Below are 14979 nucleotides of genomic sequence, written 5' to 3'. Positions count from 1 at the left end.
CCGTCCGGGCGCCCCCGAGATCCGAGGAGCACGATGCCCGCCAGCATACGAACCACCGCCGCCGCCACGGCAGTTGCCCTGACCGCGAGCGCGCTGATCACTGCGGTGGCGCCCGCCGCCTCCGCCCAGGACGGCCGAGGAGCCGCGATCGGCAAGGCGGAGTCCGCGCTCACCGCGCACGCCGCCCAGCTCTCCGTCACCCCGCGTCAGGGGCACACCGTCCGCGACGTCGTCACCGACGCCGACGGCAGCCGGCACGTCCGCTTCGACCGAACCTTCGCGGGCCTGCCCGTGCTCGGCGGCGACCTCGTGGTCCACCTGACCGCCAAGGGCGCCTTCCGGGGTGCCGACCGGGCCGTCACCAATGACCTCGCGGTCGCCTCCACCACCCCCGCCGTCTCCGCCACCGCGGCGGGCGAGCAGGCCATCAGCGCCCTGCGGCAGGCCGCGCCCGGCCGGGCGGTCAGCAACCCCACCGCCGAGCCCCACCTGCTCGTCGACGCCCTGCACGGCACACCCCGGCTCGCCTGGCAGACCACGGCGGCCGGCCAGGACTCGCTCGGAAACCCGGTCGCCCGTACCGTGCTGACGGACGCCCGCACCGGCGCGCAGATCGACGCCTGGGACGCCATCGAGACGGCGGCCGGCGACGGCCAGTCGCTCTACGGCGCGACGGTCCCGCTGGAGACCACCCTCTCGGGCAGCACGTACCAGCTGAAGGACCCGACCCGCGGCAACACCTACACCGGTGACGCGGCCAACAAGACCGACCTGTGCTTCGGCAGCATCTGCATCAGCCGGGCCCCCGCCACCGTCTTCACCGACGCCGACAACCACTGGGGCACCGGCACCACCGCCGACCGCGCGACCGCCGCCGTCGACGCCCAGTACGGGACCAACGAGACCTGGGACTACTACAAGAACGTCCACGGCCGTAACGGCATCGCCAACGACGGCAAGGGCTCGTACAACCGCGTCCACTACGGCAGCAACTACAACAACGCCTTCTGGCAGGACAGTTGCTTCTGCATGACCTACGGTGACGGAGACGGCAGCACCTTCGGCCCGCTGGTCTCGCTGGACGTCGCCGGCCACGAGATGTCCCACGGCGTCACCTCACGGACCGCCAAGCTGACCTACTCCGGCGAGTCCGGCGGCCTCAACGAGGCGACCTCCGACATCTTCGGGACCCTGGTCGAGTGGTACGCGGGCAACGCCGCCGACAGCGGGGACTACCTGATCGGCGAGAAGATCGTGAAGCCGGGCTTCGGCAAGCCGGCGCTGCGCTTCATGGACCAGCCGTCCCGTGACACCAAGTCGGCCGACTGCTGGAGCTCCGGCGTCGGCAACCTGGACGTCCACTACTCCTCCGGCGTGGCCAACCACTTCGCCTACCTGCTCGACGAGGGCAGCGGTGCCAAGACCATCAACGGCGTCTCCTACAACAGCCCCACCTGCAACAACTCCACGGTCGCGGGCATCGGCCGGGACAAGCTCGGCAAGATCTGGTACCGCGCGCTGACCGTCTACATGACGTCCGGCACGACGTACGCGGGCGCCCGGACGGCCACCCTCAGCGCGGCGACCGACCTCTACGGCGCGGGCAGCGCCGAGTACGCCGCGGTCGCGGCGGCCTGGTCGGCGGTCGCCGTCGGCTGACCAGCGAAACGATCGGAGGCCCGGGCCGCCACATCGGCGCCCGGGCCGCCCCATGCCGTCCCGCCGAAGGACTCAGGCGCGGCCCAGCGCGCGGTCGACGGTGATCTCCATCACCACCCGCTCCGGGTTGACCCGCGGCGGACGGTAGCGCTCGGTGTAGCGGCGGACGGCGTCGGCGACGACGTCCGGCTCGTCGCGGATCACCGCGACGCCCTCCAGGGTGGACCAACGGGCCCGGTCCACCTGGCAGAGCGCGACCCGCAGCCCGCCCGGCCCGGCCTCCAGCACGTTGCGGACCTTGCGGCTGGTACGGCCGCTGATCACCCGGGCTATGCCGGTCTCGGGCTCGAAGGTGGCACCGACCGGGACGACGTGCGGCGAACCGTCCGGGCGCAGCGTGGTGAGGGTGCACAGGTGGTACTCGCGCCAGAAGGCCAGGTAGGAGTCGTCGAGCGCGCTGAGGTCGTGGGCCATACCGGCATGCTACGGCGCCGCCACCGGCGCTCGGCGGCCTGCCCGGGGTCCGGCCGTGGAACCGGCGAGCGGTACCGTTCGTCGCTGCAGGTGCGCCGGTTGTGGCGTGAACGTGCGACGTGAGCCAGTTGCGTGAGCCTGTGGCGTGCGACGGAAACGGAGTCCGGTGGTGGGGTTGGCTGATGTGAGAGTGGACACCGAGGCGCGGGCGGCCGGGGAGGGTGCCCGGACCTCCGCGGTGGCGGGCTTCGCGCCGTGGCCGCCGCAGGGCGGGGCGAAGCGGCGCGGCAAGCAGCTGCGCGAGGACGTGGCCCGCGAGGCGCACGCGAAGTTCGCCGTGCGGGCCGACCGGCCGGACGTGGCGCGGGCCGTGGAGGAGGCCAACGCGGGCCGGCTGGCCCACCTGGTGCCGATACGGGTCGGCCGGATGGCGGCCTCTCCGTTCGCTTTCCTGCGCGGCTCGGCCGGGCTGATGGCCTGCGACCTGGCCGGCACCCCGGCGAGCGGGACGACGGCGCAGCTGTGCGGCGACGCGCACGCGGCCAACTTCGGTCTGTACGGCGACGCCCGGGGCCGGTTGGTGATGGACATCAACGACTTCGACGAGACCGTGCCCGGGCCGTGGGAGTGGGACCTCAAGCGGCTCGCCGCCAGCCTGGTCCTGGCCGGGCGGCAGGCCGGCGCGAGCGAGGAGGTCTGCCGGCAGGCCGCGTACGACGCGGTCGGCTCGTACCGGCGGACGATGCGGGTGCTCGCCAAGCTGCCTGCGCTGGACGCCTGGAACGCGGTCGCCGACGAGCAGTTGGTCACCTTCGCCGATGCGCACGAGCTCACCGAGGTGCTGGGCAGCGTGGCGGCCAAGGCTCTGCGCAACACCAGTGCCCGGTTCGCCGCGAAGTCGACGGTGCGGGACGCGGACGGGCGGTGGCGGTTCACCGCCGCTCCGCCGGTGCTGAGCGAGGTGACGGATCGTCAGGCCGGTGGGGTTTCGGGCTCATTGGCCGAGTACCTGCGGACGGTTCCGGAGGAGCTGCACCCGTTGCTGGCCCGGTACAGCGTCCACGACGTGGCGTTCCGCGTGGTGGGCACGGGCAGCGTCGGCACCCGCTCGTACGTGGTCCTGCTGCTGGACCAGCGCGAGGAGCCGCTGGTGCTGCAGGTGAAGGAGGCGCGCCCGTCGGTGCTGCTGCCGCACCTGGCGCGGGCCGGTTTCCCGGTGCGGGAGGCGGTGGCCCACGAGGGCCGCCGGGTGGTGCTCGGCCAGAAGCGGATGCAAGTGGTCAGCGACGTCCTGATGGGCTGGACCACGGTCCACGGACTCCCCTACCAGGTACGCCAGTTCCGCAACCGCAAGGGCAGCGTGGACCCGGGGGCGTTGCAGCCGGAGCTGCTGGACGACTACGGCCGGATGACGGGCGCACTGCTCGCCCGGGCCCACGCGCACACCGCCGACGCGGGCGTGATCTCCGGCTACTGCGGCAAGAGCGAGGCCCTGGACGAGGCTTTCGCCGCGTTCGCCGTGGCCTACGCCGACCAGAGCGAGGCGGACCACACCGCACTGGTGGCGGCCGTGCGCTCCGGCCGTCTGCCGGCCGAGACCGGGGTGTGAGCCGGACGGGGGCCCGCCGCCCAACGGCGGGCCCCCACCCGCCTGATGGCTTGCTCAGGCATCCGGAGAGGGCACGAGGCGGTCGAGGCCTTGGGCGGCGGGGTGCGCTGCCCTGGCTCGACCTCCTCATCGGCCTCGCCACCACCGCCGTCCTCCTCCTGCGCCGCTACAACCACGCCCTCACCGCCAGGAGCGCCCCCACCGCACACGCGGTAGCCACCGCATAGCCGGCGCTGGAGGTGAGCGGCGGTGATCGGCGAGGTCCAACGGCCCTCGGCCGCCGGACATCTGACGTAGGGCAGCACAGTCCGCGCTAGTGTGCGTGCGTGAGCCTTTCTATCGTTATCGGATTCGGGCCCGCCGGCGCGGCCACTGCTCGGCTGCTGGCCGAGGAGGGGCACTCGGTACGGGTCGTCACCAAGTCGGGCCGAAGCCCGGAGCCCGGCATCGAGCACCTCGCGTTGGACGCGACGGACAGCAAGCAGCTGATCGAGGCGTCGCAGGGCGCGGCCGCGATCTACAGCTGTGCCGCACCGCCCTACCATCGCTGGGCGAGTGAATGGCCGCCGCTGGCCTCGTCGGTCTGCGCGGCAGCCGAAGCGACCGGGGCCGTCCTGGTCATGCTGGGCAATCTCTACGGCTACGGTCCGGTGGACGGTCCCATGACCGAGAAGCTGCCGCTCGCGGCGACCGGCCCCAAGGGACGGGTGCGCGCCGCCGTTTGGGAGCAGGCGCAGAACCTGCACGAGCAGGGTCGTCTCAAGGCGGTCGAGGTGCGGGCCTCGGACTTCTTCGGGCCCGGCGTGACCGACGGCGGGCACCTGGCCGCACGGGTCATGCCACGACTGCTGCGCGGCAAGCCGGTCTCCACGCTCGGGGATCCGGACACCCCGCACAGCTGGAGCTACCTCCCTGACGTGGCCAGGGCCCTGGTCGAGGTCGCGGGCGAGGAACGGGCCTGGGGACGGGCCTGGCACGTGCCGACGGAGCCCGCGCTGTCCACCCGGGAGATGGTCGACCGCCTTGCCGCTCAGGCGGAAACCGGGCCGGTCGCGGTACGCAGGCTCTCACCGGCCGTGCTGGGTGTCGCGTCGGTCTTCTCCCCGCTGATCCGCGAACTGAAGGAGGTCCGTTATCAGTTCGACCGTCCGTTTGTAGCGGATTCGAGCGCTTACGAAGCTGAATTCGCGGTACGAGCAACCCCCGTCGATGAGCAGGTCAAGGCGACGGTGGACTGGTGGCGTGACCGGCTGGCAAGCACCGGCTGAACAGACATCCTGCTCACCTCGCGTGGCCGGCGCCGTCCGGTGCCGGCCACGCGGGGTTTACGGACGGTCAGCCATCGCCACGGCTTCCCCGGCTCCGCCGGCGGAGCGAGATCCGGTTGCGCCGCCACCGCCCCGGACGGCCCGCCCTCGGCCCGGACGGCCGGACGCACCCGCGCCGCCCAACCTCAACCGCCCACGAGGCACTGGCCGAGGCCGCCGAGCTCTGCCCTGTGGAGGCCATCACCGTCCGCCTCGAAACAACCGGCGAACAGGTGGCACCGCTCAGCTGACACCGTGTGCCACCAGGACACCGGCCCCAGCTCCGGCACCTCCGGAGGTGAGCGGGGACGGCTTGAACCCCTTGGCCAGGAGCCGGACGGCGAGCGTCACCTCCCACGCGAACACCGGGAGGGCCGCGGCCGACCCCGGCACGGAGACCTGCTCGTAGAGTCCGAACATCACGGCGACCGCCGAAGCGCAGATCACCGGCCCTCCGACCAGCCCCAGCACGGCGATGAACCGTGGCACGAGCGCCGAACGGTACATCAGGTACGCCAGCAGCACGGTGTTCAGCCCCAGGGCGACGTTGGGCCCGAGCAGGAACGTCCAATCATGCATGGCCACCAGGGACTTGTCGGCAGCGACGAAACCGGCGGCGTCGGTGCCAGCAGCACCCGCCAGGTCCTGCCGCAACGTCACGACCGACAGCACGCTGACGATCCCGACGAGGATGAGGGCGGCTTCGAGCAGACGACCGCAGACGTACCCGAGCGCGATCCCCTCGTTCTGTCGCTTGACGACCGGGAACAGTGTCACCCCGGTGCCGACGGCGGCGACCGCCAGGACCACCTCGCACAACGCCCCGAGGAACACCCGGGTGTCGGCGCCGGAAGTGACCACGTAGTCCGCCCCGCCGAGCACCGGGCTGTAGAGAACAAGCCCTGCCATCGCGGCGATCTCGGTCACCAGGAACAACAGGCCCGCGACCACCGCGGTCCTTCTGTCTGAGCTCATCCTTGCTTCCTCTCGACCCACCCGAGCAGGTGTACGGCGTACACCTAGCCCTCGTGGCTCACCGTAGGCGTACGCCGTACACTCGTCAAGACGAGACACCGGACGGGAAAGCAGTCGATGCCTGATCAGGAGGAGCAGGAGGAGAGGGTCGCGATGGCTCAGCAGGTGGAGGCCGCGCGCCGCGTCCCCCTGAACAGGGACCGGGTGCTGCGGGCTGCCGTCGCGCTTGCCGACGACACCGGGATCGAGTCGCTCAGCATGCGCAGACTCGCCCAGGAGCTGGGCGTCGTGCCGATGGCGCTCTACAAGCACGTGGCCAACAAGGAGCAACTCCTGGACGGCATGGTGGATGTCGTCGTCGGCGAGATCGATCCACCGGCCGGCGGCTCCGACTGGAAGAGCGTGGTCCGGCAGCGGATCCTCTCGGCCCGGCGGGTGCTCCTACGCCACCGCTGGGCGTCCCAGGTGATCGAGTCGCGGACCAGCCCGACCCCGGCCGTGCTGGAGTACCTCGACTCGATGATCGGGATGTTCCGGGCCGGCGGGCTCTCCCTCGATCTCACCCATCACGTGATGCATGCCATGGGCAGCCGTCTGCTGGGGTTCAGCCAGGAGCTGTTCGACGACTCACAGAGCAACGCCTCACGAAGCGTCGACGCGGAAGCCCAGGCGGTCGCGCGCCGTCAGATGGCGGGGAAGTACCCCCACATCGCGGAGCTGGCCATGACGGCGGCCCACGACGAGGAGTCCACCGTCGGCCGGAGTTGCGACGACCAGTTCGAGTTCGAGTTCGCGCTGGATCTTCTCCTCGACGGCTTCGAGAGGCTCCGACAGCAGGGGTGGACGTCCGCCAACCGTCCAACAAAGAGACCGGCATGACGAAGCGCCCACGGAGCTGATGCGTACCCCCAAGCGCATCAGGCTGCCGCTCGTTCCTCCGCCGGGGCCGAGACCGTACGGGGGCGTCGGCGGCCGGCCGCGACCTCAAGGGCCAGTGCGGCCAGGGCCGATGGTGCGCCGGCCTGGCCGCGGATGCCGGGGAAGGCGTTGATGTCCACGATCAGCGGTTCGCCGGCCACGTCCAGGATGTCGACCCCGTAGACGTCCAGGCCGAACACCTCGCCCACCTGCAACGCCAGCTCTGCCCAGGGCCGTGGGACCGTCAGACGGCGGGCCGACCGCCTGGGGCCGGGGGCGAGTTCGGAGTGGCGCAGCTCCGCGAAGACCTCGCCCGCGATCACCCAGAGCTTGTGGTCCCACCCGGTGGTCGGCGCGAGGTCCTGGACGACCACGGGCTCGTCCGGCCAGTGGTCCGCGAGGGCGCGCAGCTCGGCGGCGTCCGTCACCCGCGCGACCAGGTCACCCCGGCGGCTGTGCCGGCTCTTGACCACGAGCGGGTGCTCGACCGGGCCGAGGGCCGCGAGGCGGTCGACCGCGGTGGTGGTGGCAAAGGGCAGTCCGGCGTGCTCGGCGAGCTCGGCCATCAGGACCCGGTCCTGGCACAGCTCGGTCGAGGCGGCCGAGTTGAGCACCGGCGCCCCCTGCGCCTCCAGCCGCCGGGCCAGGGCCAGCGCCGCCGGCGTCCGTGCCTTGAGCAGGTAGACGTCGGCGAGCTCGCCCGGGTCGGCCGAGCCGTCCGGCGTCAGCGCCGACACCTCGTGCCGCCCGGCCAGGAGCGCCGAGGTGGCGGCGAGCAGCGGGTGGCCGGGCGTGGAGGTCAGCAGGCAGATCCTCATGCGACGCCGCCCACGGCGGCGGAGGCGGGCATCCGGGGCGCCGGCATCGCCGGGACGAAGGGCCAGGAGGAGCCGGTCCGGGCCAGTTGCAGGACGGCGCGGGCCACCTTGGCCACCGCCTGCGGCACCTGGCGGAAGCTCGGGAAGTCGTTGACGTCGACCACGACCGGGCCCTCGGGCCCGAGCAGGATGTCCACGCCGTACAGGTCCAGGCCGAACACCTCGCCGACCCTGGCCGCGATCCCCCTGACCTCGGCGCTCAGCTCCACCGGGCGTTCCCGCAGCGGCCGCCCGCCCTGGTCCAGCGGCGAGGTGCGCTCGGTGCCGAACAGTTCGCCCCCGGCGCAGTACACCTTCAGGTCGACCCCGGTGTTGGGCACGTACGGCTGCGCGATCAGCAGGCCCTCGCCCGCGAGCCGCTGCCCGAGCGCCGACAGCTGCTCCGGCCGGTCGACCCGGTGGACGGCCCGGCCCGAGCTGCCGTCAGCGGGCTTGACCACCAGCGGATAGCGGTCGGCGGGTATCAGCGCGAGGTCCTCCGGCCGGGCCGCCGCCCAGGTGGTGGGCACGGGCAGACCACGGCCGGCCGCGAGCACGGCCGCCTGCGCCTTGTCCCGGACGCCACGGATCGAGCGGGCGTCGTTGATGGTGGTCAGCCCGGCCGAGGCGGCGGCCTCCAGCAGGCCGAGACCGGGGCCGCCGGAGACCGTCTTGAGCACCCAGGCGTCATGGCTGCCCGCCCGGACGAGCTCGCCGAGGTCGAGCAGCGAGCTGCCGGGACGCAGCACGTCGACCTCGTGGCCCCAGTCCGTCAGCTGCCGTACGACGTCCAGCGGCATGCCGTCGTTCCGGTAGTGCTCCTCCACCAGAAAGCAGAATTTCATCCGCACGACCCCTGTCCCCCCGCTCTCCCGCCGACCCCGCCCGGCCTGTCTGTAGCGCCCCAGGATGCCACGAATCGTCCACGCAAGATCACCCGCCCGGTAAGGAAACGGCAACAACCGGGCCACAGCGAGCCAAAGGGCGGTGGTCCGGGAAGCGGCCCCCTCGATCGCTCCGGCAGCGCGTCACCCACCGCTGTGCGACGGGCGGGGCAGCGCGCCGAAGGTCACAGCTTCGTCCTGACCAGGCATCGGACGGGCCCCAGCTGCGGTGGGCCCCTCGGCCGTGTCAGGCCGGGCCATTACGCTCTCTTGGTGAACCCTTGGCCGATCAGGGGCATGCTCACGGGGAGCGAGAAGGAGGGGCCGTGCGAGAGTCCGTCAGACCCGGCCCTGTCCGGACCGTTCCCGGCTGTCCGCCGTGGCCGCACGGCGCCCTGCGGCCGCACGGTCTGCACGACCTGCGGCACGGCCGTGCCCCGGTCGCGCTGTGCTACCCGCCCTCGGATCTCGTGGTCGTCTCCGGCCTGCCGGGCAGCGGCAAGAGCACGCTGATGCGGCGCTGCGCCCGCGCGCCGGTCATCGACTCCCAGCAGAGCCGGGAGCACTACGAGAACCTGCTGCCGCGCTGGCTTCCGTACGCGCTGTACCGGCCGCTGGTGCGGGTCCGTCACTACCGCGTCCTGCGGCGGGCCCTGCTGGCCGGCGGTCCGCTGGTCGTCCACGACTGCGGGACGCTGCCCTGGGTACGCGCGTGGCTGGCCCGCAGCGCCGCCCGGCAGGGCCGCCGGCTCCACCTGATACTGCTGGACAGCAGCCCGGCCCAGGCCAGGCAGGGCCAGTGCGCCCGGGGGCGGCGGGTGTCCGCCTACGCGTTCGCCCGCCACCGGCGCGCCACCGCCCGGCTGCACGCGCAGCTGACGGCGGGTGGCGGGCCGGCCGCCGGCTGCGCGTCCACGGTGGTGCTCGACCGCTCCGGCGCACTGGACCTGCAGCACATCGACTTCCCGGCGGTCTGACCAGGCCAGGGCCTAGCCAGGGCCTAGCGGGGGTGCACCTCCAGGAAGGCGCGCACCGCCGACTCGAGCGCCCCCTCGATCCAGGCGGGCTTCAGGCTGGTGTGCTCACCGGCGAAGTGCACCCGGCCCTCCGTGGTCCGGGCCGCCGGGTGCAGCTCGTGCAGCTGACCCGGGGTGAACATGACCGCCTCGCCGAGCGCGTAGCGGGCCCGCGCCCAGGACTGGGTGACGCCGACGCCGGTGAACTCGCTGCGCACCTTCGGCCCGAACAGCCGCTCCATGTCGTTGAGCGCGAAGGCGTACCGCTCGCCGGGCGTCAGCGAGTCCCAGCGCATCGCGTCGTCGGACCAGGTGTACGAGGCCAGCACCACGCCGCCGGGCGAGCCGTCGGGGGCGTGCGAGGGGAAGTAGGTGAAGCGGCTCGGGCTGTCCGAGACGCAGCCGCCGCCGGTGAAGCCGTTCGGCCCCTCCTCCCAGAAGCGGGTCTTGAACTCCAGCAGCACCTTGGTCGCGGAGTCGTAGTGCAGCTCGTTGACGGCCCGTCGCTTCTGGTACGACATCAGCGGCTCGATCGAGCAGAACCGCAGCGCGCTGAACGGGATGGTGACGATCGCGTAGTCGCCCTTGAAGGTCTCCACGGGCTCGATCGGCGCGCCGTCGGGCGACTCCTCGTCGCCGCTCTCGGCCATGGTCTCGATCTCCACGCCCGAGTCGGTCTGCACCAGCCGGGTCATCCGGCGGCCGAGCCGCAGCTCGTTCTTGAGCGGCGCGGCGAGCGCCTCGGTCAGGACGTCGGTGCCGCCCTCCAGCTCCCAGTACCGGTTGGTCGGGCTGATCACCGCATGGTCGATCAGGGTCGGGACCAGGGAGTAGTGCAGACGCGAGGTCATGTTCTCCAGGGTGCCCGCGGCCTGGATCCGGGCAAGGTCCCAGCCCGCTTCCTCCACCAGGTAGCGGTGGGTGGAGTAGCCGTCGTACTTCTGGAAGATCTTCGCCCAGGCCGCGAGCTGGTCGCCGATCTTGCCGTCCGGCACCGTGACCTCCTCGAAAGCCTTGGTGACCGCCGCCGAGACCGTGCTGTCGAGGTCCGTGCCGAAGGTCTTGTTGACCGCCTGCGGGGACTGCGCGTACGAGGCGCGGGTGACCTGGGTGCCGTTGACGGCGATCTTGGTGCGGAAGTTGGGCGTGGGCGCACTGAAGGTGCCCGACTCGGGACCGTTCGTCCAGGTCTCGCCGGTGAAGGAGCGGTAGACGACCGGCGGTACCGAACCGTCGGGCTGGGCCTTGGGGGTGATGTCGGCGTTGTAGAAGAGCCGCCGCTTGAGGCCGAGCTTGTCGGCCAGGGCCAGGACCATCGGGTGGAAGTCGGGCAGTCGCATCGCGCCGGCCTCGGCGTGCAGCTGCTTGTCCTGGAACATGCCGCGGAAGGTCTTGACCCGCCCGCCGACCCGGCTGGCGTTGGCCTCGATGACCACCACCTCGTGGCCCGCCTGCTTCAGCAGATGCGCGGCCGTCATCCCGGCCACGCCGGCGCCCACGATCAGCACCCTCTTCCGGCGCGCCGCCCGGGGCGGCAGCTTGCCGTCGATCAGGATGCGCAGGTACTCGAGCTTCAGGTCCTCCTGCTCGTCCTTGCCCACCAGCAGCATCTTCCGCGCCAGATCGTGGGCCTGCGCCTCGTCGGCGCCGCCGCTGCTTCGCGGCTTCGGCGCCTCGGTCACCGTACGGCCGGCGAACCCGGCGGCGCCCGCGACCGCGGCAACCGCTGCGGCGGAACTGATGAAGGTCCGCCGGGCGACCTTCGGGCGATCCTCGGCGGGCTGGGCAGTGGACAGATCCATAAGAACTCCATCACCTGTGTGCTCGGACAACATGTGAGGCAACTTCTGGATCTGATCAAGGTCACGTCATAACGGCACAGTTCACCTTTTTGAGCGGAACAGGCCCGGTCACGACCGGAACCGACACCACGTCACCCGATCGAGCGAGCAGGACGGGTGAGCCCGTCGGCGCCGTTGCGCCACGCACGGAACACCGGTCGCTACTGTGCTGCCATGCCCACCCCCACCCCCTCCCACCAGGCACGTCTGCAGCGGCTCGCCGACCGCCTCGGCGCGCAGCACCGGACGCCGATCGAGCCGCTGTACGACCCCGGCCGGCGTGGCTGGACCCTGCGCTGGTACGACGGGCCCGCCGTGGCCACCGTCCGGGCCGCCCTCGACCGGGACGGCCAGGTCGGCGCCAAGGCACTGGCCCGGCGTGACCTGACCACCCGCGCGCTGGCGCTCGCCGCCATCCGCGAGACCCGTGCGGGGGCGATGCGCCGCTGGGTCGGCAGCTGGGGCCAGCGCTACCACCTGGAGCAGATGATCGGCGACCGGCCGTACCCCGAGCGGGCCGGCAACCCGCGCGAGGAGGCCATGCTGGAACGCCTGCTGCGCACGGCCACCACCGGCACCGGCCGCTGGGCGGTCCCGGACGAGAGCCGGGCCTTCGAGCTGATCGCGCGGGACGGCATCGCCTGGCTGCTTCCGCACCACCGGCTCGCCGAGCCCGGCGAGACCGGCGGCCTGGCGCTGGACCCGCTGGAGTTCCTGACCGCCCGTTACGCCACCGGCGTGCACCGCACGGCGTGGGAGACCGCGCTCACCACGATGCCGCTGCGGGAGGCGATCGCGGCCGCCCAGACCGACTCCGACCCCTCCCCGGACGCCGCCCGCGCCGCCCTCACCCTGCTCCCCACCCTGCGCGCCCAGGTCACCGGCGAGCTCGACGCGACCCAGGCCACCCTCACCCGCGCAGCTCGCGTGCCGTAACCCTTGACGGCGCCCCGCCCCGGCGGTCTGATGGGGGCCCTGCGGCCGAAGGGGCTGGGATGGCGAACGAGAATGCGGGCCGATCGGGTCTGACGGGCTGTCTGGTCATGCTGATGCTGCTGGCGGCACTGGTCGCGTTCGCGGTCTGGGCCTGGAGCCAGGGCGGCGGGGGCGAGGCCAGCTACTGGCACTGAGCGGACGGCCGGTTCAGAGCTCGGCGTCGCGTGCCAGCAGTGCCGCCTGCACCCGGTTCTCGCACCCCAGCTTGGCGAGGATGCGGCTCACGTACGTCTTCACGGTGGCCTCGCTCATGTGCAGGCGAGCCCCCGCGTCCGCGTTGGAGAGGCCCTCCCCGAGCAGTGCGAGTACCTCGCGCTCACGCGCGGTGAGCCCGGCCAGCCGTCGCCGGGCGGCCTCGCCCCGGGTGGACGCCGGGCCTGCGGCGAGGCTGTCCACGATGTGCCGGGTCGCGGCCGGCGACAGGAAGGCGTTGCCGCTCGCGGCCGCCCGCACGGCCTGGATCAGTTCGGTGGGCGCGGTGTCCTTGAGCAGGAACCCGGCGCCTCCCGCGGTGACCGCCCGGAGCACGTTCTCCCGCTCGCCGAAGGTGGTCAGGATCAGCGCCCGCGCCCCCGGCGCGGCCCGGGGCAGCTCGGTGAGCGCGGTCAGACCGTCCATCACCGGCATCTGGATGTCCAGCAGCACCACGTCCACCGCGTGCGCGCGGGCCAGTTCGAGTGCCTCGCGGCCGTCGGCCGCCTCGGCGACGACGTCGATGTCGTCCGCCGAGGTGAGGATCATCCGGATCCCGGCGCGGATGAGCGGCTCGTCGTCGGCGACGAGGACTCGGATCACTGCTTGGCCTCCTGAACGGGCGGGGTGCGGGCGCTCTGTCGTGCTCTACACCTTCGCACGGTAGTGCAGCTTCTCGATCAGCACGCCGTCGCGGAAGCAGAGCCGGTCAACGTAGTCGGAGTTGAACTCCGAGCTCTGCTCCCCCGACATGAACCAGCTGCACGAGGCGCCCGGTGGGACGGCGGGCCCGCTGTCCCGGTACCCCTTGGTCAGGAAGTCGCTGCCGGGCGGCAGCTTCCCCCGTACCTCCGCCTCGGACTGGCCGACCTGGAGCGAGTCGTACACGCTCGTCGGGAGGGTGGCGTGGTCGAGCGACCGGAAGAACGTGACACCGCCCCAGACCACCAGACCGAGAACGGCCAGCACCACGACCGCGACGACGGCCGCGCAGCCGATGGCCGGGCTGCGCCGCAGGCCGGCGGACGGCTGCGGCGGCGCGTCCGGGAGGTCGGGGTCGTCGGCGGGCGGGCGGCCGGTGCCGTCGTACGGCAGCACGCCCGCGAGGCGGTAACCACCGTCGGCGGTGGGCCCCGTGTGCACCATGCCGCCGAGCAGCCGGGCCCGTTCGCGAAGGCCCGTCAGGCCCTGGCCGCCGCTGACGGCCGGCGCCGCCGAGGGGCCCGGTCCGTTGACCACCTCGACCAGGAGCGCGTCCGGCTCGAAGCGCAGGGCCACGCTGATCGGCGCCGTGGGCGCGTGCTTGTGGGCGTTGGTCAGCGCCTCCTGGACGATCCGGTACGCGGCGTGGCCGGTGGCGGCGGCCAGCGGGCGGACCTCGCCGCTGCGGTGCAGCTCGACGGCGGTGCCGGCAGCGCGGGAGGCGTCGGTGAGGCGCTCGACGGCGTCCACTCCCCCGGCGGCCTCGACCGCCTCGGAGTCCTCCCGCAGCAGGCCGACCACCTCGCGCAGCTCGCGCATCGCGGTGACGGCCGCCTGGCGCAGCACGGCGACCCCCTCCCGCTGAGGGCCCGTCAGGCCACGGTCCACCTCCAGGGCGCCGGTGTGGACGGCGATCAGGGCGAGCTGATGGCCGAGGCTGTCGTGCATGTCCTGGGCGATGCGCTGGCGCTCGCGCAGCCTGGCCTGGTGGGCGATCATGGCGCGCTCGCGCAGCAGCTGGTCGTTGCGTTCCTGCAGGGTGGTCAGCAGCGTGCGGCGCTGGGCCCGGTAGCGGCCGAGCACCGCGGGCAGGACGGCGACCAGCAGATACCCGGCGACGGTGACACCGAGCAGTGCCGTGGCGGGGAGCTCGTCGCCGTCGTGCCAGACCGACGCTGCGGCGTTCAGTCCGAAGGCGGCGAGGAAGGCCGCCGTGAGGGTCCGGGCGCGGGTGATCCGATAGCCGGCCGACCAACTGGTGACGGCCAGCAGCGGCAGGAAGCCGCCGAGCGCGCCGGCCAGAGCCGCGGCGCCCGCCAGCGCCACCCCCGGAAGGCCACGGCGCAGCGCGTAGAGGGTGCTCGCGGCGAGGCCGACGGCGGTCAGCCGGAGCGGGTTGCCCGAGCCGATGGCGGAGAGCAGCGTCGTCAGAGCGCCGAGAGCGAGGGAGACGGCGAGCTCACGGACGACGTCCCGCCTGCCCCACGGTCCGGGGAGCGCCCGCCGTCGTACCGTCGTCCATATGTTCCCCGTCATCGCCACCAGGCGA

General features: G+C 72.7%; 14 protein-coding genes. 7 read left to right on the top strand and 7 right to left on the bottom strand.

Annotation, left to right across the window (positions count from 1 at the left end; genetic code table 11):
• The first annotated feature begins 33 nt into the window (after window positions 1-33).
• Window positions 34-1659, top strand: coding sequence for a M4 family metallopeptidase (locus FB465_RS33990; RefSeq protein WP_145796773.1), 1626 nt, complete (start codon window positions 34-36; stop codon window positions 1657-1659).
• A gap of 72 nt (window positions 1660-1731) precedes the next feature.
• On the opposite strand, the gene FB465_RS33985 is transcribed toward FB465_RS33990, so the two are convergent.
• On the bottom strand, window positions 1732-2133 hold the full coding sequence (locus FB465_RS33985; RefSeq protein ID WP_145796771.1) for a pyridoxamine 5'-phosphate oxidase family protein: 402 nt from the start codon (window positions 2131-2133) through the stop codon (window positions 1732-1734).
• A gap of 166 nt (window positions 2134-2299) precedes the next feature.
• Between FB465_RS33985 and FB465_RS33980 the strand changes: the two genes are divergently transcribed.
• Together FB465_RS33980 and FB465_RS33975 are read left to right on the top strand one after the other, a co-directional pair.
• Window positions 2300-3742 carry a DUF2252 domain-containing protein gene (locus tag FB465_RS33980; RefSeq protein WP_425461232.1) on the top strand — a complete coding sequence of 481 codons (1443 nt, stop codon included), beginning with the start codon at window positions 2300-2302 and terminating at the stop codon, window positions 3740-3742.
• 326 nt (window positions 3743-4068) lie between these two features.
• Entirely contained in the window at window positions 4069-5010 is a 942-nt protein-coding gene (locus tag FB465_RS33975) for an NAD-dependent epimerase/dehydratase family protein (RefSeq protein ID WP_145796768.1), read from the top strand.
• Window positions 5011-5292: 282 nt separating this feature from the next.
• Here FB465_RS33975 and FB465_RS33970 read toward each other — a convergent pair whose 3' ends face one another.
• Complete coding sequence (locus FB465_RS33970) at window positions 5293-6024, bottom strand: DUF4386 domain-containing protein (protein ID WP_145796766.1); 732 nt, start codon at window positions 6022-6024, stop codon at window positions 5293-5295.
• Between the two features lie 153 nt (window positions 6025-6177).
• Here FB465_RS33970 and FB465_RS33965 point away from each other — a divergent pair, with 153 nt between their 5' ends.
• Window positions 6178-6903 carry a TetR/AcrR family transcriptional regulator C-terminal domain-containing protein gene (locus tag FB465_RS33965; protein ID WP_145797765.1) on the top strand — a complete coding sequence of 242 codons (726 nt, stop codon included), beginning with the start codon at window positions 6178-6180 and terminating at the stop codon, window positions 6901-6903.
• 38 nt (window positions 6904-6941) lie between these two features.
• Here FB465_RS33965 and FB465_RS33960 read toward each other — a convergent pair whose 3' ends face one another.
• Both FB465_RS33960 and FB465_RS33955 read right to left on the bottom strand, forming a co-directional pair.
• Window positions 6942-7760, bottom strand: coding sequence for an ATP-grasp domain-containing protein (locus FB465_RS33960; protein WP_145796764.1), 819 nt, complete (start codon window positions 7758-7760; stop codon window positions 6942-6944).
• A complete protein-coding gene (locus FB465_RS33955; protein WP_145796763.1) occupies window positions 7757-8644 on the bottom strand; it encodes an ATP-grasp domain-containing protein in 888 nt (295 codons plus the stop codon). Before FB465_RS33955 ends, FB465_RS33960 begins: the two co-directional genes overlap by 4 nt.
• Before the next feature lie 365 nt (window positions 8645-9009).
• Between FB465_RS33955 and FB465_RS33950 the strand changes: the two genes are divergently transcribed.
• Window positions 9010-9660 (top strand): AAA family ATPase, encoded by a 651-nt coding sequence (locus FB465_RS33950; protein ID WP_145796761.1) that lies wholly within the window; start codon window positions 9010-9012, stop codon window positions 9658-9660.
• 23 nt (window positions 9661-9683) lie between these two features.
• On the opposite strand, the gene FB465_RS33945 is transcribed toward FB465_RS33950, so the two are convergent.
• Complete coding sequence (locus FB465_RS33945) at window positions 9684-11501, bottom strand: flavin monoamine oxidase family protein (protein ID WP_145796759.1); 1818 nt, start codon at window positions 11499-11501, stop codon at window positions 9684-9686.
• 213 nt (window positions 11502-11714) lie between these two features.
• Here FB465_RS33945 and FB465_RS33940 point away from each other — a divergent pair, with 213 nt between their 5' ends.
• Both FB465_RS33940 and FB465_RS37620 read left to right on the top strand, forming a co-directional pair.
• Window positions 11715-12476, top strand: a complete 762-nt coding sequence (locus tag FB465_RS33940; RefSeq protein WP_145796758.1) for a hypothetical protein — start codon at window positions 11715-11717, stop codon at window positions 12474-12476.
• A 59-nt stretch (window positions 12477-12535) separates the two neighbouring features.
• Window positions 12536-12670, top strand: a complete 135-nt coding sequence (locus tag FB465_RS37620; protein WP_281292373.1) for a hypothetical protein — start codon at window positions 12536-12538, stop codon at window positions 12668-12670.
• A gap of 13 nt (window positions 12671-12683) precedes the next feature.
• Here the strand turns inward: FB465_RS37620 and FB465_RS33935 are convergent, their stop codons facing one another.
• Together FB465_RS33935 and FB465_RS33930 are read right to left on the bottom strand one after the other, a co-directional pair.
• Window positions 12684-13331, bottom strand: coding sequence for a response regulator (locus FB465_RS33935; protein WP_145796756.1), 648 nt, complete (start codon window positions 13329-13331; stop codon window positions 12684-12686).
• 45 nt (window positions 13332-13376) lie between these two features.
• On the bottom strand, window positions 13377-14966 hold the full coding sequence (locus FB465_RS33930) for a sensor histidine kinase (RefSeq protein WP_145796754.1): 1590 nt from the start codon (window positions 14964-14966) through the stop codon (window positions 13377-13379).
• Window positions 14967-14979: the final 13 nt, after the last annotated feature.

It is taken from the genome of Kitasatospora atroaurantiaca (assembly GCF_007828955.1).
GTDB lineage: Bacteria > Actinomycetota > Actinomycetes > Streptomycetales > Streptomycetaceae > Kitasatospora > Kitasatospora atroaurantiaca.
The sequence above is the reverse complement of the archived record's forward strand: the minus strand, read 5'-3'. Positions and strand labels throughout refer to the sequence as shown.